This is a genomic window from Pseudomonas mercuritolerans (assembly GCF_025706525.1).
Taxonomy (GTDB): Bacteria; Pseudomonadota; Gammaproteobacteria; order Pseudomonadales; family Pseudomonadaceae; genus Aquipseudomonas; species Aquipseudomonas mercuritolerans.
In genome coordinates this window covers 450,410-469,677 of record NZ_JAMSHA010000001.1, presented here as the reverse complement: position 1 = coordinate 469,677, position 19,268 = coordinate 450,410, and the positions used below count along the sequence as shown (strand labels likewise).

General features: G+C 60.9%; 15 protein-coding genes. 12 read left to right on the top strand and 3 right to left on the bottom strand.

Annotated features, from left to right (window positions below; genetic code table 11):
- Positions 1 to 8 precede the first annotated feature (8 nt).
- The 6 genes from ND528_RS02225 to ND528_RS02200 all read left to right on the top strand — a co-directional run bounded on the left by ND528_RS02225 (position 9) and on the right by ND528_RS02200 (position 6,603).
- On the top strand, positions 9 to 842 hold the full coding sequence (locus ND528_RS02225; protein ID WP_016773922.1) for an alpha/beta fold hydrolase: 834 nt from the start codon (positions 9 to 11) through the stop codon (positions 840 to 842).
- Between the two features lie 46 nt (positions 843 to 888).
- The gene (locus ND528_RS02220) at positions 889 to 1,332 is read left to right on the top strand and encodes an acyl-CoA thioesterase (RefSeq protein WP_263469572.1); all 444 of its coding nucleotides are present in this window, start codon (positions 889 to 891) and stop codon (positions 1,330 to 1,332) included.
- A 174-nt stretch (positions 1,333 to 1,506) separates the two neighbouring features.
- Positions 1,507 to 2,466, top strand: coding sequence for a tRNA dihydrouridine synthase (locus tag ND528_RS02215; protein ID WP_263469571.1), 960 nt, complete (start codon positions 1,507 to 1,509; stop codon positions 2,464 to 2,466).
- A 119-nt stretch (positions 2,467 to 2,585) separates the two neighbouring features.
- Positions 2,586 to 3,032, top strand: a complete 447-nt coding sequence (locus ND528_RS02210; protein WP_016773925.1) for an Hsp20 family protein — start codon at positions 2,586 to 2,588, stop codon at positions 3,030 to 3,032.
- Between the two features lie 188 nt (positions 3,033 to 3,220).
- A complete protein-coding gene (locus ND528_RS02205) occupies positions 3,221 to 3,916 on the top strand; it encodes a DUF1266 domain-containing protein (RefSeq protein WP_263469570.1) in 696 nt (231 codons plus the stop codon).
- The gene (locus ND528_RS02200) at positions 3,913 to 6,603 is read left to right on the top strand and encodes a DUF805 domain-containing protein (protein WP_137215752.1); all 2,691 of its coding nucleotides are present in this window, start codon (positions 3,913 to 3,915) and stop codon (positions 6,601 to 6,603) included. The genes ND528_RS02205 and ND528_RS02200 overlap by 4 nt, the downstream gene beginning before the upstream one ends.
- Here ND528_RS02200 and ND528_RS02195 read toward each other — a convergent pair.
- From ND528_RS02195 to ND528_RS02185, 3 genes are all read right to left on the bottom strand, one after another.
- The gene (locus ND528_RS02195; RefSeq protein WP_137215751.1) at positions 6,600 to 8,291 is read right to left on the bottom strand and encodes a molecular chaperone HscC; all 1,692 of its coding nucleotides are present in this window, start codon (positions 8,289 to 8,291) and stop codon (positions 6,600 to 6,602) included. The genes ND528_RS02200 and ND528_RS02195 overlap by 4 nt on opposite strands.
- Before the next feature lie 94 nt (positions 8,292 to 8,385).
- A complete protein-coding gene (locus ND528_RS02190) occupies positions 8,386 to 11,664 on the bottom strand; it encodes a PAS domain S-box protein (RefSeq protein WP_263469569.1) in 3,279 nt (1,092 codons plus the stop codon).
- A gap of 63 nt (positions 11,665 to 11,727) precedes the next feature.
- Positions 11,728 to 12,618 (bottom strand): LysR family transcriptional regulator, encoded by an 891-nt coding sequence (locus tag ND528_RS02185; RefSeq protein ID WP_024012384.1) that lies wholly within the window; start codon positions 12,616 to 12,618, stop codon positions 11,728 to 11,730.
- A gap of 139 nt (positions 12,619 to 12,757) precedes the next feature.
- Here ND528_RS02185 and leuC point away from each other — a divergent pair, with 139 nt between their 5' ends.
- From leuC to ND528_RS02155, 6 genes are all read left to right on the top strand, one after another.
- A complete protein-coding gene (gene leuC, locus ND528_RS02180; protein WP_016773930.1) occupies positions 12,758 to 14,176 on the top strand; it encodes a 3-isopropylmalate dehydratase large subunit in 1,419 nt (472 codons plus the stop codon).
- A 12-nt stretch (positions 14,177 to 14,188) separates the two neighbouring features.
- Positions 14,189 to 14,833: a 3-isopropylmalate dehydratase small subunit gene (gene leuD / locus ND528_RS02175; protein ID WP_007913445.1), complete on the top strand. Its 645-nt coding sequence runs from the start codon at positions 14,189 to 14,191 to the stop codon at positions 14,831 to 14,833.
- 88 nt (positions 14,834 to 14,921) lie between these two features.
- Positions 14,922 to 15,695 carry a class I SAM-dependent methyltransferase gene (locus tag ND528_RS02170; protein WP_263469568.1) on the top strand — a complete coding sequence of 258 codons (774 nt, stop codon included), beginning with the start codon at positions 14,922 to 14,924 and terminating at the stop codon, positions 15,693 to 15,695.
- Positions 15,696 to 15,750: 55 nt separating this feature from the next.
- Entirely contained in the window at positions 15,751 to 16,833 is a 1,083-nt protein-coding gene (gene leuB, locus ND528_RS02165) for a 3-isopropylmalate dehydrogenase (protein ID WP_263469567.1), read from the top strand.
- 66 nt (positions 16,834 to 16,899) lie between these two features.
- Positions 16,900 to 18,012, top strand: coding sequence for an aspartate-semialdehyde dehydrogenase (gene asd / locus ND528_RS02160; protein ID WP_071171651.1), 1,113 nt, complete (start codon positions 16,900 to 16,902; stop codon positions 18,010 to 18,012).
- A 245-nt stretch (positions 18,013 to 18,257) separates the two neighbouring features.
- Positions 18,258 to 19,268: an aspartate-semialdehyde dehydrogenase gene (locus ND528_RS02155; RefSeq protein ID WP_263469566.1), complete on the top strand. Its 1,011-nt coding sequence runs from the start codon at positions 18,258 to 18,260 to the stop codon at positions 19,266 to 19,268.

Sequence of the window (19,268 nt, the reverse complement as noted above, 5' to 3'; positions counted from 1 at the left end):
AGAGTGCGATGAACGCGTTGAAGTGGGTTCGTGGCGTTAACGGTACCTTGGGCTGGTTTGCACCGAAGCTGGTGGCGAGCAAAATGCGTCTGGCGTTCATGACGCCCCGCGCGCTACCGCTGCGGGATTGGGAGCTGCCGCTGTTGGCCAGCTCCGAACGCATCACATTGCGCTTCGGCCTGTCGGCGCTGCGCTGGGGGCAAGGCCCTACGGTGCTGCTGATGCATGGTTGGGAAGGGCGGCCAACCCAATTCGCCTCGCTGATCAATGCTCTGGTCGATGCCGGCTATACCGTCGTCGCGCTCGACGGTCCGGCCCACGGTCGCTCCCCTGGGCGAGAAGCCAATGTAGTGCTGTTCGCCCGCGCCATGCTCGAAGCCGCTGCCGAATTGCCGCCGCTGCAAGCGGTTATCGGCCATTCCATGGGCGGCGCCAGCGCGATGCTCGCTGTGCAATTGGGCCTGCGCACGGAAACTCTGGTCAGCATCGCCGCACCGTCGCGGATTCTCGGCGTGCTGCGCGGTTTTGCGCGCATGGTCGGCATGCCGCCGCGCGCGCGTTCTGCGTTCATCCGTCAAGTCGAGCAGGACGTCGGCATGCGCGCCGCGACGCTCGACGTGGCTCACTACCAACTGGATATGCCCGGTTTGATCGTGCATGCCGAGGACGACAATTTTGTCTCGGTCAAAGAATCGCAATTGATTCACGAAGCCTGGTTCGACAGTCGTCTGCTGCGCCTGGAAAGCGGCGGCCATCAACGCGTGCTGGCCGACCCTCGAGTGATTGATGGTGTGTTATCACTGCTTGCCGGTCGCAGCCTTCAGGCGCGCCAATCGGCCTGAGCTCCGTTACACTGCCCCGGTTGAATACTTTGACCGGGAGTGGGGCATGGGCTGGGATCGGGCAACGCCGTTTACCATTGATCTGCAAGTAGGCACGGAAGACATCGACGGGCTCGGGCACGCCAACAACGCCGTTTACGTGACCTGGCTCGAGCGCTGCGCCTGGCGCCATTCGCAGCGCCTCGGCCTGGACCTGGTCGAATACCGGCGACTGGATCGGGCGATGGCCGTTGTCCGCCACGAAATCGATTACCTGGCCGCCGCCTATGAAGGTGATGAACTGCAACTGGCGACCTGGATCGTCGACTGGGATCAGCGCTTGAAAATGACCCGTCACTTCCAGCTCAAACGCCCCAGCGACAACGCCACCCTGCTGCGCGCGCAGACCACGTTTGTGTGCATCGAACTGTCGACCGGCAAGCCGAAGCGTATGCCGGCGGAATTCATCGAAGGCTATGGCCCGGCGATCCAGATTGCAGAGGCGATGTAAATCTCACCCTGTGGGAGCGAGCCTGCTCGCGAAAGCGTCAGGTCAGTCACGCATGCATGAGCTGAAAGACCGTCTTCGCGAGCAGGCTCGCTCCCACAGAGATATGTGTAGTTCTGCGGATTTGGGCGATATCCAGTAAACTGCCGCACGTTTTTCTTCAAGTAGTGTTTCCCCATGCAAATTGCTCTGGCGCCCATGGAAGGGTTGGTCGACGACATCCTGCGCGACGTGCTGACCCGCGTTGGCGGCATCGACTGGTGCGTGACCGAATTCATTCGGGTCAACGACCAGTTGCTCACCCCGGCGTATTTCCACAAGTTCGGCCCCGAGCTGCTCAACGGTGCTCGCACCGCGTCCGGCGTGCCGCTGCGCGTGCAATTGCTCGGTTCCGATCCGGTGTGCCTGGCGGAAAACGCCGCTCTGGCCTGCGAGCTCGGTTCTGAAGTGATCGACCTCAACTTCGGCTGCCCGGCCAAGACCGTCAACAAATCCCGCGGCGGCGCCGTGCTGCTCAAGGAGCCGGAGCTGCTCAACCAGATCGTCGAGCATGTCCGTCGCGCGGTGCCGGCGCACATCCTGGTTACCGCAAAAATGCGCCTGGGTTTCGACAGTCCTGACGGTTCGCTGGTCTGCGCCACGGCGCTCGCCGAAGGCGGGGCGGAGCACATCGTTGTACACGCGCGGACGAAAATGGACGGCTACAAACCGCCGGCACATTGGGAGTGGATCCCGCGCGTGCAGGACGTGGTCAAGGTGCCGGTGTTCGCCAACGGCGATATCTGGAGCGTCGAAGACTGGCGCCGTTGCCGCGAAATCAGTGGTGTCGAAGACATTATGCTCGGTCGGGGCCTGGTCTCGCGCCCCGATCTGGCCCGGCAGATCGCCGCCGCTCGTGCTGGCGAAGAGGTCGTCGAGATGACCTGGGCCGAGCTGATGCCGCTGATTCAGGACTTCTGGCTGCAGGCCAAAGCGCAGATGACCGCGCGCCAATCGCCCGGTCGCCTCAAGCAATGGCTGGCCATGCTGACGCGCAACTACCCGGAGGCCGCTGAGCTTTTCACCGTTCTGCGCCGCGAAACCGAGCCGGATCAAGTCTCGCGTCTGCTCGGATTGCCGCTCGTCGAAGCCGCATAAAAAATCTCAAAATATTCTCTTGAAATCAAAACAGCGGTCCCTATCTAAGGGTTACGCGATGCCGAATTCGGGTCGCGGAGACACAAAACCTTGCTGATTGTTTTCAGGAGATTTGAATCATGAGTACGGCATTTTCTCTCGCACCACTGTTCCGTTCCTCGGTAGGTTTCGACCGTTTCAACGACCTGTTCGAAACCGCCCTGCGCAACGAGCCAGGCAGCAGCTACCCACCCTACAACGTCGAAAAACACGGTGATGACCAATACCGTATCGTCGTTGCGGCCGCCGGTTTCCAGGAAGAAGACCTGGACCTGCAAGTCGAGAAGGGTGTGCTGACCATCAGTGGCGGCAAACGTGACACCGACGAAAGCGTCACGTTCTTGCATCAAGGCATCGCTCAGCGAGCCTTCAAGCTGTCGTTCCGTCTGGCTGATCACATCGAGATCAAGGACGCTGCCCTGCGCAACGGCCTGCTGAGCATCGACCTGCTCCGTGTGATCCCGGAAGAGGCGAAAGCCAAGCGCATCCCGATCAATGGAGCGCAGCAGCCGGCGTTGCAGCATTGATTCATGTGCTGACACACAATCGCCCGAACCGGCGATAAGCCGCTGAACGAAAGGCCCCGATACGTCGGGGCCTTTTTTGTGCGCGCAGTCAAAGCGATGCAGGGTTTGCCGCTGTTGGCGGGGCTCTTTACAATCGGCGCAGTTTTGCCGGCCCCCATTTCCCAGCGGTCGGCCTGGAGCCTTTTTTCATGGACGAGATTCAACAGCGCTGGCTGTGCGCGTTGTCCGCACCAATGGCCGCGCTCAACACCGGCGCCAGGTATGACGACCCGGCGTTCTGCAACGATCGTTACATCAACCTCAAGGAAAGTTGGGGTATCGATGATCGGCAACAGTTGTTCGACATGCTCGGATGGATGACCGACGACGGCCATGCCAAACACCTCAGTGCGGCCTATCTGGCGTGGCAGCGATGCCTGCCGAGTGAATGGCAGTCGTTGCTCAATGAGCTGAGCCCGCGCGAGCGCGTCCTGCATGAATTTGCCAGCCGTACCTTCGGCAGCTGTGGTCCCGGCGGCATCTTGTCCTGGGATTACGGCCGGATGGGCTTTCTGTTGCGCTGCGCCGTGCGTAATCAATGGATCGGTCTGGACGAGAGCAACTGGTTGCACAGTCGTCTGGCGTTGAGGGCGCAGTTTCATTACGGCAGCTGGATGGCTTATTTCAACGGCTTTCTGGTGGGACGAACTTTTTGGTGCTGCATGAGCAAAAGCGATGGTGAACTGGCGGTCGAGATGAGTCGTGAGGGCACCAGCGCTTTCAACACCAGGATTGCCCGAGGCCTTGCGCAAAACATTCCACACTTTCTCGCTGATCTGCCTTGGCACATGGATATTGATCCGCCGTCTCGTCCGGCATCGCTTGGGGAGTTCGACTGGTCATGAGTTGCTGGATTCGACTGGGCATTGAACCGACTACTGACGAAACCCTGATTCGCAGCGCCTATCGCGCCCGTTTGCCGGCGCACCATCCGGAAACCGATCCGGAAGGTTTTCAAGCGCTACGCATGGCCTACGAGAGTGCCCTGCGTCTGGCCCGTGAAGAGGAGGAAGAGGCTGGAGACGAGATCGACGCTGCACAAGCCAATGTCGTCCGGGCGCCTCAAGCTTTCCTGGATTTCTGTGCGCTGCTGGATGATCCCGCGCGACGCTTCAACTACGCGGCATGGCAGGCATTTGTCCGGACGCTGGATGACTTGTCACTGGAGGTTTTCGATGACCTCAACTGGGGCTTGTACCACCGACTTTCCGGCGCCGGTCCGTTGTCCTACCGTTGTGCGAATCTGTTGGCGCAGCGCATGGCCTGGGACCAGCAATTGCTCGATCTGGCATTCGACGATGCGCAAGCGGTAGAAGGCTTTTTGCAGCGCATCAAGACGCCCGACCCGTTCGACACGGATCTGATGAGCGCCTGGTCAGAGCCGGCACAGACCGAGTCGCTGTGGTATGCCCGTAGCCTCGATTTCATCTTTACTCAGCGTCCGCTTCACGAGTTCGCCGAGTTCGCCAGTCGGCACACGTGCTTGCCGTTGCCCAACGATGCCGCGTACCTCAAGCGGTTGCTGGTGCAGTTCACCCAAGCGGGGATGGGCGCGCCGACGTTCCTGCAATGCTGTGCCGAACAGCACGATGCCGCGCCGGATAACGTCGACTGGCTGTACCTGCTGGCGTGTCAGTACAGTCTGTTGGGGCACGACGATCAAGCGTTTCCATGCTGGATTCGGCTCTGGAGCGAACATCGCCATCCCGCGGCAGAGAGTCGCTTGCTGGAGCTGTGTGCCAAGCGTCAGCCGACCTTTCTGCCGGTGCTGATTCAGGCGTTCGATCGTCTGGAGGACTGCGCCGTTTGGCCGGACGAACTGGGTGCTGAGTGCCAAGTGTATGGCAGTCCGTCACAACGGCCCGAGACCTTGACCCGTTGGTTGGGTGTCGGACGGCTCAAGCTTGATGCACTGGCGCAAAGCTTTGTTGATTGGCGCATGGCGGGCGACGAGTTGCCATTGCTCGCGCAGTTGATCGGCGAAAACCACGACAGCCGTTTGCTGCGTCTGTACCGGCACGCCTGGGCGCTGCATCGTGGTGATTCGGCCTTGTTGCAGCAGATTGTCGACGAACCGCTGCCGGTGGACGCGCTGGAATGCCTGGTTTTGAGCGGCCTGAAGTATCAGGCCAGGCAACATCTGCATTGGCTGGCCAAGGCGCCTGTTGCGCAGGCCATGAGCGCTTTCACTGACTCGCAAACACTTTCACCGCAATTGCCGCTCGCGTTGTCCGAAGGTGCGCTGCACAAGGTTTGTCGTCTGTGGTTGCAGCGCTTGCGGCCCTATAGCGACACGGCGCTTGCACGCATCGCCGACGCGTTCGAGCTGAGTGCGGTCAAAGACGGCAATGACCTCTCGGAGCTTGATCTCATGCTCCAGTTGAGTCGGCGCGCGACAGGTTTGCCGCCGATCGGGTTGGGAGCGGCCATCTGGGATTGGCACGCTCAAACCGTGTTTTTTCTGGCATTGCTGGAACAACCCGAGCGCTGGTTGCAATTGATTGATGCGCAGTGTCTGGAGCGTTTGCCGTTCAATCCTGCGCATCCTTTGAGCCGACTGCAGCCGCTATTGCGGCGCTTGCTGCGTGAGCAGGGCAATGGCGCCGGTTTGCTGGGCTGGCTGCAGGGTGACGATCCTGTGCACGGTTTGCTGGTGCAACAGTTGTTCAGTGTCGAGCAGGCTCTCGACAGCGCCAGGCTGCCCGCCAATACCCTGCTTTACACCTGCGTCGAAAGTGACCGTGCGGCGTGCGGCGATGATCTGCTGGGCTTGTTGATGTTCTGGGGCGTGCTCTACCACGATCCAGGCCTGAGCGCCGAGCAGCACCGGGCGTTGTTGCAGTCGATTGAAGCGGTCAGTTGCGAGGATGACTGGTTCGAAGGCTTTCGCGACGGTCTGATCAAGGGCGAACCGGTGTGGCCACCGCGCAAGGTGTTGACGGATTTCGGTGTCGACAAACTATTGGCCTATGAGGCGCTGGATGCGCTCAAAAGCTTGATTCGCTACGGCGCTGCCGGTGTGCCGAAAACGCGAGTGTTGCGGCAACTGCAGCAGGGTAAGGATGACGTGCAGAACAGCGTCGGTTTGCGCTTGGCACTGTGCGCGTTGCTGTCGTGGTCGGAGCGGTTGCTGTTAGCCAACAGTGATGTCCAGCCAGTACCAGCGAAAGCTTTCTGGCGCCTCGGATCACGGCTGGGGCGCAAGGCTTTTATCGCTCAGGTCCTGGGATGCGTAGTGGTAACCCCAATAGCGGGGCTGATAACGGGCACGACGATTGGCGGGTTGGTCATCTTTTTGCTTGGCGTGCTGCTGTTGTTCGCGGCAGTTCTACGGCGGTTGCACGATATGGGCCGGGGCATACCGACACTGCTGATATTTCTTGGATTGTCGCCGTTTCTGCCATTCCTGCCGCTGGTGTTGTTCGGCTTTCCGGGAGACAAACTGCCTAACCGCTATGGCGTGCCGCCGGACAGTGGGGCAGATATGTTGTCCGGCGGGTTGCAGGCTGCTTTACGGCAACTGAACGGTTAAAGACGCATCTGATCCAGCGCATCATTCAGCGCTGAGCGGTGGCTGGCGATTTTGCTGGCTTGCTGGCCGGCAAGCACGGTGTTGAAGGTGTCCATCCACTCGGCAATGCGCGCACGCTCGTCGCCCAGAGTTTGCATCCATGCTCGCTCCAGACGTGCGAGCAGGGTGCGGTTGGGCAGGGCGTCGCGAGGGTGGACTTTGAGCGTCGCGAGCCGGGCATGGCTGTCTCTGCGCGCCTGTTCATCCAGTCCGGTCGGGCTGCGGTCGATGCTGTGGCCGTAACGTTCGCCGGTTTCCAGAAGCGTGACGTCTACTTCCAGCAGGCCGTTGATGTCATAACTGAAACGCACATCGAGGCTCTGCAGCTGCTCACTAGGGGTGAACTGGATGTCGAAAGAATCGATGAAAATATTGTCGCGTACCCACGGGCGTTCCCCTTGGTAAACCGCGATACGGATTTCAGTCTGTTGCGCAAACGTCGTCGAGTAACGCTGCACCCGTGACGTTGGAATCACCGTGTTACGTTCGATGATCGGCGAGAACGCGCCACTGACGCCTTCGCCACGATTGGTCGAAATCCCCAGCGTATAAGGGCAGACATCGGTCAAAATCAATTCCTCGACCGCACCGTCCCGCGCCTTGCATGCCGCCTGCGTCGCTGCGCCCAGAGCCACGATGGTGTCCGGATCAAGATGCCGATAAGGCAGGCGTCCAAACAACGTGGCGACCATTTGCTGTACCGCCGGCATGCGCGTGGCGCCACCGACCAGTACGAGGCTGTCGAGGTCGCGCGGTTTCAGTCGGGCATCGCGCAGAGCCTGTTCGATTGGTGCGCGCAAGCGGGCCAGCAACGGCTCCCAGATTTTCACCGCAGCGGCTTCATCCAGTTCCCATTCGAATGTCTGCTCGGCATACCGCCAGCTCAAGTGCTGCGCGCCTTCGCCGAGTTTGCATTTCAGCTGTTCGAGGGCATCACCGAGGCTGGCCATGGCTTGTGCATCGATTGTTGAGGGGGTGAGTTGCCAGTGTTTCAGGCAGGCCTGCAACAGGGCGGCGGTGAAGTCTTCACCGCCAAGAAAGTTGTCACCGGTGGAGGCGTGCACTTCGATCAGCGGCAATGCGTATTCGAGCACGGTGACGTCGAACGTGCCGCCGCCGAGATCGAAAATCAGCGTGCGTTCGAACTTCTGTTCGTGCAGGCCGTACGCCATGGCGGCAGCGGTCGGTTCATTGATCAGGCGCGTCACGGACAGCCCGGCCAGTTCGGCGGCGAACAAGGTGCGCTTGCGCTGCTCGTCACTGAAATATGCCGGTACGGAAATGACCGCTTCTGTGACCGCCTGGCCGAGAAAGGCTTCCGCGTCTTGCTTGAGTGAGCCAAGTACCAGCGCCGACAACTCTTCCGGGCTGAACTGGCGAGAGCCGAGCTGGATTTGCCGGTCGCTGCCCATGAAGCGCTTGAACGCGGCGGCAGTGCGTTCCGGGTGCGTGGTCAGGCGGGCGCGGGCGGCTTTGCCGACCAGAATCGTGTCGTCTTCATCAAGGCTGACCACCGACGGTGTCAGCACATCGCCGAGGGCGTTGCGGATCAGCTCGGCGCGTCCTTCACGCCAGACGGCGATCAGGCTGTTGGTGGTGCCAAGGTCGATGCCCAGCAGGGCCGGGCGGGGAAGGGATGCATCCTGCATGGTTGATCTCGAAGCGGCGCAAAAAACGCGACCCTACAGGCTGACGCAAACCGTGGCAATTGTTGCTCTGTTGCCAGGCCGTGCGACCGCCGATTCAGGGCAGCAGTTTTTTCAGATCCTCCAACCCCACCGGACGGCTATGCAAATAACCTTGATACAAATGGCAGTCCAGCCCCTGCAAGAACGCCAACTGTTCCGGCGTCTCCACGCCCTCGGCAATCACTTCCAGCTCCAAGCTGCGCGCCATCGCGACAATTGCGCGAATGATCTCCGCGACATTGGAGTCGGTGATCGCATCGCGGATGAACGACTGGTCGATTTTCAAGGTGTCCACCGGCAGGCGTTTCAGATAGGTCAGCGATGAGTAACCGGTGCCGAAATCATCCATGGCGAAGCTCACGCCAAGCTTTTTCAGGCGGCGCATTTTGCTGATGGTGTCTTCCAGATTCTGGATGACGATGCCTTCGGTAATTTCCAGTTTAAGCAGCGAGCAGGGCAGGCCGTGGCTGGTCATGCTGTGTTCGATGCGTTCGACGAAATCGTTCTGGCGGAACTGTCTCGGGCTGATGTTCACGCACAGGCTGAAGTTCAGCGGGTCGACCAGTTTCAACGCGATCAGTTTTTTGAAGGCGTTGCAGGCTTCATCGAGGATCCACGTGCCGACTTCGAGAATCAGGCCGCTGTCTTCCAGTACCTTGATGAACTCGGTGGGCGATTGCGCGCCGAGTTCGGGATGATTCCAGCGCACCAGCGCTTCGGCGCCGATGATGCGGTTGTCGCGGGCATCGACCTGCGGCTGAAAGTGCACGTTGAACTCGCCGCGTGACAGCGCCAGACGCAGGTCGGTCTCCATGCGCAGGCGTTCGCTGGCCGCTTTCTGCATGGTGTTGTGATACATCTGCGTGGTGTTGCGCCCGGAGTCCTTGGCCCGGTAAAGGGCGATGTCGGCGCGTTTGAGCAGGTCGGTCGGGGTCGAACCGTGATCGGGGATCAACGCGACGCCAATGCTCGGCGTCACTTGCAGGCGCTGGCCATCGAGGAACATCGGCTCCGAAAGCAATTCGCGAATGGTGTCGGCCAGCGCGCGCACTTGTTCGCTGACTTCACTGCGCGAACCTTCGAGGCCGCTGAGCAACACCACAAACTCATCGCCACCGAGGCGCGCCACCGTGTCTTCCATGCGCACGCTGGCTTCGAGCCGCGCGGTGATGATTTTCAGCACGGTGTCGCCGACCGGGTGACCGAGGGAATCGTTGATGTGCTTGAAGTGATCGAGGTCGAGAAACAGCAAGGCGCCGCGTAGATTGTGGCGCTTGAGCAGGGCGATCTGCTGACTCAAGCGATCCATCAGCAGCGCGCGATTGGGCAGGTTGGTCAGCGGGTCGTGATAGGCCAGGTGACGAATCTGCGCTTCGGCGTTCTTCAACAGGCTGACGTCGCGCGCGGTCAGCAGCAGGCACGCGGTTTCGTTGAGGGTAATCGGCTCGACCGAGACTTCCACCGTGAGCAATTCGCCGCGCTTGTTGCGCCCGAGCATTTCCTGATGATGCACGCGTCCCTTGATCTGCAACTCGGCGAGCAAGGTCGAGCGTTGTTTCTCTTCGGCCCAGATCCCCACCTGATAAACGGTTTTGCCCACCACTTCGTCAGCGCGGTAGCCGGTGAGGCGACAGAAACCGTCGTTGACCTCCAGATATCGCCCGGTGTCGCGCTCGGTGATGGTGATCGCGTCTGGACTTGAGTGAAACGCCTTGGCGAATTTTTCTTCGCTGGCCTTCAGCGCCGCTTCCGAGCGCTGTTGCTGAGTAATGTCGCGCAGGGTGGTGACGATGCACGGCTGATCGCCGACGCTGATCTGCCGGCTGGAAATCACGCAGGTCAGCGACTGGCCGTCCTTGTGCTGGACGAGAATGGCGACGTTGCTCAGGCCTTGTTCGCGAATCACCCGTTCGATGCGTTGCAGGCTTTTCGCCGAGGCGTCCCACAGGCCGATTTCCTCGGCGGTGTGGCCAATCACGTCGGCGGCGCTCCAGCCAAAAGTCTGGCTGAAGCTGGAATTGATCTCGATGAACTCCCCGGTTTCCTGGCGCGTGACGCAAATCGGATCAGGGCTGACCTGAAACAGCGTGGCGAATTTCTCTTCCGAGGCGACCAGACGCTGCTCGCGCTCGACCTGATCGGTGATGTCCAGCAACGTGCCGGCCATGCGCAGCGGCGCGCCGTTGTCGTCGCGATAGAGACGCGCGCGGCTTTCCAGATAACGCGAGCTGCCGTCGGGCAATTGCACGCGGTAGGTCAGTTGATAATTGCCGGCCGGACCTTCGCGCAGGCTGCGGTAGGCGTCGCGCATGCTGTCGCGCTCCTCGCCCGGCACGCCTTCGAAAAACTCCTCGAATGATTCATGGAATGGGATCGGCTCCAGCCCGTGCAATTGCGCAGCGCGCGCCGAGCCGTAAAGCATGCCGCTGGGGATGTGCCAGTCCCAGGTGCCGAGTTGCGCCGAGTCCAGCGCCAGGTCGAGGCGTTCCTGGCTGTCCTTCAAGGCCAGTTCGGCGGCTTTGCGTTCGGTGGTGTCGAGGAAGGTGCTGAGCAGATAGGGCTGGCCTTCGAGCTCGACCTTCTGTGCACTGAGGATGCCGTCGTGCACCTGGCCATTGCTGGCGCGGAACTGCACTTCCATGCTGATCAGTTCGCCTTTGGCCTTGGTTTTCTTCACCAGTTCGGCGCGTTGCTCGGGGTGCACCCACAAGCCCAGTTCCAGGGTGGTGCGGCCGATCGCACTTTGCACCGGCCAGCCGAACAGGCTTTCGAAATACTGGTTGGCCTCGCTGATCAGACCGTCATCCTGACGGGTCAGCAGAACCATGTTCGGGCACAGGTGGAAAAGTGTCGCGAAACGTTTCTCCGAGCTGCTCAGGGCCTGCTCGCGCTGGCGTTGGTGGGTGATTTCGCGAATCACCCCGATCATTCGGGGCCGGCCGTTCTTGTCCGGCAGCAGGCTGCCGCTGATCTCCAGCCAGTGCAGGCTGCCGTCGGGCCAGCGGATGCGGTGATGCATCGCCTGCTCCAGCGGGGCGCCGGCGATCACCGCGTGGAAGGCACGCACGGTTTTTGCGCGGTCCTCCGGTGGCAACAGGTCGAGGTATTCCAGGTCGGCGGGTAATGGCTGCCGTGGATCGAAACCGAACAACGCCTGGGTGCCTCGCGACCAGCTGATCTGCCCGCGCTCGATGTCCCAATACCAGGCACCGAGCCGCGCGCCGTTGAGCGCGGCGAGCAATTGCGGCGCGCTTTCCCAGCTCTGCTCGGAATGGCGCGGATCAACAGCCTGGATTCGCGGCATCGGCGGAATTCGGTCAACAGATTTCGGCATTGTCAGCGGGCCTTGAGCTGAGTGGCGTTAGGCACAGGAGCGGCTCTATAGAAGTAGCACAAGTCAGGCCGGGATCCCTGGCCGATCGATTTGTGCATCCAGCAGGGCCATGAAGGCGCGTGCTGCATTCGATAGCGTCCGTTCGGTGTGCAAGATATAGCCTAGCTGGCGAGTGAGCTGTATGCCCGGCAATGCGATGCTTGCCACTTGTTCGTCGAGCATGGTGCGCGGCAGCACGCTCCAGGCCAGGCCGATGGAGACCATCATCTTGATGGTTTCCAGGTAGTTGGTGCTCATGGCGATGTTCGGCGTCAGGCCCTGGGCTTCGAACAAACGCTGGACGATGTGGTGGGTAAAGGTGTTGCCGCCGGGGAAAACCGCCGGATGACCGGCGATGTCCGCCAGACTGACGGCGCCGTTATTGATCAGCGAATGCTCCGGGGCGACAACAAAATCCAGCGGGTCGTCCCATACCGGCGTGGCTTTGACCAGGGTATGCGGCTCCGGCGCGAGGGTGATGACCGCCAGTTCGGCGCGGCCGTGGAGAATTTCCTCGTAGGCCACTTCCGAATCAAGGAACTGAATATCCAGCGCGACCTGTGGGTAGCGGCGGGTGAACTCCCTTAATAGAGGCGGCAAGCGGTGCAGGCCGATGTGGTGACTGGTGGCCAGGGTCAGGCGGCCGCTGACTTCACCGGTCAGGTTGGTCAGGGCGCGGCGGGTGTCGTCGAGCACGTTAAGAATCTGATAAGCCCGTGGCAGCAGGGCACGACCGGCCTCGGTCAGGCCGACTTCGCGGCCCAGTCGATCGAAAAGGCGCACCTTTAATTGCTGCTCAAGACCGGCGATGCGCTTGCTGATCGCCGGTTGTGTCAGGTGCAGGCGTTCGCCAGCGCCGGAGAAGCTGCCGGTCTCGGCGATGGCAATAAAAGCGTTGAGGTTAGCCAAGTCCATGTCGCATTCCAGTTGGTTATCCAAAGCATAAAAAATATGAATTTGAGTTATTTAATCTAACCCCATAGGATCGGCCTCACAAGCCAAAGGGTTATTGATAAGCCCAGGGCATAGAAACAAGCTGATGAGGAACCGTCTGATGGCCGGCAAAACGCTCTACGACAAGCTCTGGGATTCGCATTTGGTCAAGCAGCGCGACGATGGCTCGGCGCTGATCTACATCGATCGTCACATCATCCACGAAGTGACTTCGCCGCAGGCTTTCGAAGGCTTGCGTCTGGCCGGGCGCAAGCCTTGGCGCATCGATGCCAACATCGCGACCCCGGACCACAACGTACCGACCACCCCTGAGCGTAAGGGCGGCATCGAAGCCATTGCCGACCAGGTCTCGCGTTTGCAGGTGCAGACCCTCGACGACAACTGCGATGAATACGGCATCGTCGAGTTCAAGATGAACGACGTGCGTCAGGGCATCGTTCACGTGATCAGCCCGGAGCAGGGCGCGACGTTGCCGGGCATGACCGTAGTCTGCGGCGACTCGCACACTTCGACCCACGGTGCATTCGGTGCGTTGGCCCACGGCATCGGCACCTCCGAGGTCGAGCACGTGCTCGCCACCCAGTGCCTGGTGGCCAAGAAAATGAAAAACATGCTGGTGCGCGTCGAAGGCCAATTGCCGTTCGGCGTGACCGCCAAGGACATCGTCCTTGCGGTGATCGGCAAGATCGGCACCGCCGGCGGTAACGGCCACGCCATCGAATTTGCCGGCAGCGCGATCCGCGATCTGTCCGTCGAAGGCCGCATGACCATCTGCAACATGTCCATCGAAGCCGGCGCCCGCGTGGGCCTGGTGGCGGCGGATCAGAAGACCATCGACTACGTCAAAGGTCGTCCATTCGCGCCGAAGGGCGAGCAGTGGGACATGGCCGTCGAAGCCTGGAAAGACCTGGTTTCCGATGCCGATGCCAAATTCGACACCGTGGTCGAGCTCGACGCCGCGCAGATCAAGCCGCAAGTCAGCTGGGGCACTTCGCCTGAAATGGTCTTGGCCGTGGATCAGAACGTGCCGGACCCGGCCAAGGAAATGGATCTGGTCAAGCGCGACTCGATCGTCCGCGCCTTGAAATACATGGGTTTGACCGCCAATCAGGCGATCACTGACATTCAGCTCGATCGCGTGTTCATCGGTTCCTGCACCAACTCGCGCATCGAAGACTTGCGCGCCGCTGCGGTGATCGCCAAGGGCCGCAAGGTCGCCTCGACCATCAAGCAGGCGATCGTGGTGCCGGGCTCGGGTCTGGTCAAGGCGCAGGCCGAAGCCGAAGGCCTCGACAAGATTTTCCTCGAGGCCGGTTTCGAATGGCGTGAACCGGGCTGCTCGATGTGCCTGGCGATGAACCCGGACCGTTTGGAGTCCGGCGAGCATTGTGCGTCGACTTCCAACCGTAACTTCGAGGGTCGTCAGGGTGCCGGTGGCCGTACCCACCTGGTCAGTCCGGCGATGGCAGCGGCGGCAGCGGTGAACGGCCGTTTCATCGACGTTCGTGAATTGATCTAAAAGGAGCGCAGCATGAAAGCTTTTACCCAGCACACTGGTCTTGTCGCGCCTCTGGATCGTGCCAACGTCGACACCGATCAGATCATTCCCAAGCAGTTCTTGAAGTCGATCAAGCGCACCGGTTTCGGTCCGAATCTGTTTGACGAGTGGCGTTATCTGGATGTTGGCCAGCCGTATCAGGACAACTCCAAGCGCCCGTTGAACAAGGATTTCGTCCTCAACGCCGAGCGTTACCAAGGTGCCAGCGTATTGCTCGCCCGCGAGAACTTCGGCTGCGGTTCGAGCCGTGAACACGCGCCGTGGGCGCTGGAAGAGTACGGTTTCCGCAGCATCATCGCGCCGAGTTACGCCGACATCTTCTTCAACAACAGTTTCAAGAACGGCCTGCTGCCGATCATCCTCAGCGATGCAGAAGTTGATGAACTGTTTAAGCAGGTTGAAGCCGAGCCGGGTTATCAATTGCAGGTCGACCTGCAAGCGCAGACCGTGACCCGCCCGGATGGCAAGGTCTACAGCTTCGAGATCGACGCGTTCCGCAAGCACTGCCTGCTCAATGGTCTGGACGATATCGGCCTGACCTTGCAGGACGGCGATGCGATCGCGACGTTCGAGGCCAAGCATCGAGTTAGCCAGCCGTGGTTGTTTCGCGACGCGTGATTCGAGATTGATGTAGTCAGGGCGGGCCTCTTCGCGAGCAGGCTCGCTCCCACAGGGAATGTATTTCAAACAACACTGCTTACAGGATGTGACCCATGACCAGAACCCCCAGCACACTCAGGTCGTCCAGAAGCAATTCGGCGAACAGGCCGCCGCTTACCTGAGCAGCGCCGTTCATGCCCAAGGCAGTGAATTCGCGCTGCTGCAGGCTGAGCTGGCCGGGCAAGGCGCGGCACGGGTGCTGGATCTGGGTTGTGGCGCCGGTCACGTCAGCTTTCATGTGGCACCGCTGGTCAGGGAAGTGGTGGCTTACGACCTGTCGCAGCAAATGCTTGATGTGGTTGCCGGCGCTGCCGTCGATCGCGGCTTGAGCAACATCATTACCGTCAACGGTGCTGCCGAGCGCTTGCCGTTCGCCGATGGCGAGTTCGATTTTGTGTTCAGCCGCTATTCGGCGCATCACTGGAGCGACCTCGGTCTGGCCTTGCGCGAAGTGCGTCGTGTGCTGAAGCCGGGCGGGGTGGCGGCGTTCGTTGATGTGTTGTCACCGGGCAGTGCGTTGTTCGACACTTACCTGCAAAGCGTTGAGGTGTTGCGCGACACCAGCCATGTCCGCGACTACTCCGCCGCCGAATGGCTGCGTCAGGTCAGCGAGGCCGGTCTGCATGTGCGCAGTACCACCCGTCAGCGCCTGCGTCTGGAGTACAGCAGTTGGGTCGAGCGCATGCGCACACCTGACGTGATGCGCGCGGCGATCCGCCAGTTGCAGCAGTCAATGGGCAACGAAGTGCGTGAGTATTTTGAGATAGATGCCGACGGCTCGTTCAGTACCGATGTGATCGTATTGATGGCCGAGCGATAAGAATTTTTCCCGGCGCGCCGTTCACTGGCGCACCGCTTGAAGACACGAGGAAAGCATGAGCAAGCAGATTCTGATTCTCCCGGGTGACGGTATTGGTCCGGAAATCATGGCCGAAGCGGTCAAGGTGCTGGAGTTGGCCAATGACAAGTACAGCCTGGGCTTCGAGCTGAGCCACGACGTGATCGGTGGCGCGGCCATCGACAAGCATGGCGTGCCGCTGGCCGACGAAACCCTTGATCGCGCCCGCGCTGCCGACGCCGTGCTGCTGGGCGCTGTCGGTGGGCCGAAATGGGACACCATCGAGCGTGACATCCGCCCTGAGCGCGGCCTGCTGAAAATCCGCGCGCAACTGGGCCTGTTCGGCAACCTGCGCCCGGCGATCCTGTATCCGCAACTGGCCGACGCGTCGAGCCTGAAGCCGGAAATCGTTGCCGGTCTGGACATCCTCATTGTCCGGGAGCTGACCGGCGGCATTTACTTCGGCGCGCCGCGTGGCACCCGTACGCTGGACAACGGCGAGTGTCAGTCCTACGACACCCTGCCGTACAGCGAAAGCGAAATCCGCCGCATCGCCCGTGTCGGTTTCGACATGGCCATGGTTCGTGGCAAGAAGCTCTGCTCGGTGGACAAGGCCAACGTCCTGGCATCCAGCCAGTTGTGGCGCGAAGTGGTCGAGCAGGTGGCCAAGGATTACCCGGAAGTCGAACTGAGCCACATGTACGTCGACAACGCCGCCATGCAACTGGTGCGCGCACCCAAGCAGTTCGACGTGATCGTCACCGACAACATGTTCGGCGACATCCTCTCCGACGAAGCGTCGATGCTCACCGGTTCGATCGGCATGCTGCCGTCGGCCTCGCTGGACTCCAACAACAAGGGCATGTACGAGCCTTGCCACGGTTCGGCGCCGGACATTGCCGGTAAAGGCATTGCCAACCCGCTGGCGACGATCCTGTCGGTATCGATGATGCTGCGTTACAGCTTCAATCTGCACGACGCTGCCGATGCCATCGAAAAAGCCGTCAGTGTGGTGCTCGATCAGGGCTTGCGCACCGGTGACATCCACTCGGCCGGTTGTACCAAAGTCGGTACGCAGGAAATGGGCGACGCAGTAGTCGCCGCGCTGCGGAATCTGTAATCTCTCGGGCCCGCTGCGAAATTCAATACAAAGCAGCGGCCCACTTTTCAAGAAGGTGTAGTTGCGATGAAACGTGTAGGTCTGATCGGTTGGCGCGGGATGGTCGGTTCCGTGCTCATGCAGCGGATGCTGGAAGAGCAGGATTTCGATCTTATCGAGCCGGTGTTTTTCACCACGTCCAATGTCGGTGGCCAAGGCCCGTCCGTGGGCAAGGACATTGCTCCGCTCAAGGACGCTTACAGCATTGACGAGCTGAAGACCCTCGACGTGATCCTGACCTGCCAGGGCGGCGACTACACCAGCGAAGTATTCCCCAAGCTGCGCGAAGCCGGCTGGCAGGGTTACTGGATCGACGCGGCGTCGAGCCTGCGCATGAACGATGACGCTGTGATCATTCTCGACCCGGTCAACCGCAAGGTCATCGACCAGCAGCTGGACGCGGGCACCAAGAACTACATCGGCGGCAACTGCACCGTCAGCTTGATGCTGATGGGCCTGGGCGGTCTGTTCGAGGCCGGTCTGGTCGAGTGGATGAGCGCCATGACCTATCAGGCGGCCTCCGGTGCCGGCGCGCAGAACATGCGTGAACTGATCAAGCAGATGGGTGCGACCCACGCCGCTGTCGCCGATCAGCTGGCCGACCCGGCCAGCGCGATCCTCGACATCGACCGTCGCGTGGCCGAGGCCATGCGCAGCGAAGCGTACCCAACCGAAAACTTCGGTGTACCGCTGGCCGGCAGCCTGATCCCGTGGATCGACAAGGAACTGCCGAACGGCCAGAGCCGCGAAGAGTGGAAGGCCCAGGCCGAGACCAACAAGATCCTTGGCCGCTTCAAGAGCCCGATCCCGGTCGACGGCATCTGCGTGCGCATCGGCGCCATGCGTTGCCATAGCCAGGCACTGACCATCAAGCTCAACAAAGACGTACCGATCGCCGATATCGAAGGGCTGATCAGCCAGCACAACCCGTGGGTCAAGCTGGTACCGAACAACCGCGAAATCAGCATGCAGGAGCTGAGCCCGACCAAGGTCACCGGCACCCTGAACGTACCGGTCGGTCGTCTGCGCAAGTTGAACATGGGTTCGCAATTCGTCGGCGCCTTCACCGTCGGCGACCAACTGCTGTGGGGCGCGGCCGAACCGCTGCGGCGCATGCTGCGGATCCTGCTGGAGCGTTGATCGCTTGAAGCAATGAAGAAGCCCGTGCCTTGTGAGAGGTGCGGGTTTTTTTATGCCAAGGATTTCTCCGGTATCTGTACTGCCTTTTTCGCGAGCAGGCTCGCTCCCACATTGAAATGCGGTCCCTGTGGGAGCGAGCCTGCTCGCGAAAGGGCCGGCACAGCCGCCGCAAATCCCGCAGAAATTGCCTGTGCGCCACCCACCCGGTAAAGTGCCGCTCCCCCCGTTTTGCCAGAGGTAGCTCCATGACCCAGACTTTCGATATCGCCGTTATCGGCGCCACCGGTACTGTCGGCGAAACCCTCGTACAGATTCTCGAAGAACGCGACTTCCCGGTCGGCAATCTGCACCTGCTGGCCAGCAGTGAGTCGGCCGGCAGCTCGGTGCTGTTCCGCAACAAAAACGTCCGCGTGCGCGAGGTCGACGAGTTCGATTTCAGCAAGGTCAGACTGGTGTTCTTCGCCGCTGGCGCTGCGGTGTCGCTGAGCTACGCCGCTCGCGCCCACGCTGCCGGTTGCTCACTGATCGATTTATCCGGCGCGTTGCCTGCGGATCAGGCGCCACAAGTGGTGCCCGAGGCCAATGCCGATATTCTCGCCGGTCTGAAAAGCCCATTCCAGGTCAGCAGCCCAAGCCCGTCGGCCACCACGCTTGCTGTGGTACTGGCGCCGCTGCTCGATCTGCTGGATCTGCAATACGTCAACGTCACCGCCAACCTGGCCGTTTCTGCGCAAGGGCGCGAGGCGGTCACCGAGCTTGCGCGGCAGACTGCCGAGCTGCTGAACATGCGCCCGCTGGAGCCGACCTTCTTTGATCGGCAGATGGCGTTCAACCTGCTGGCGCAAGTCGGTACGCCTGATGCGCAAGGCCATACGCTGCTGGAAAAGCGTCTGGTGCGCGAGTTGCGCCAGGTGCTGGCAAAACCTTTATTGAAGATTTCTGCCACTTGCGTTCAAGCCCCGGTGTTTTTTGGCGATAGCTTTAGCGTGACCTTGCAGTCAGGCAGCGCTGTTGACCTGGAAAAGGTCAACGCCGCGCTCGAGGCAGCACCGGGCATCGAGCTGGTCGAGGCCGGCGATTATCCGACCGCAGTCGGCGATGCGGTGGGGCAGGACGTGGTCTACGTCGGTCGCGTGCGCACAGGCGTCGACGAGCCGGCGGAACTAAATCTTTGGCTGACGTCAGATAACGTACGCAAAGGCGCGGCGCTCAATGCCGTGCAATTGGCTGAGTTGTTGATAAAAGGCCTGCTGTAA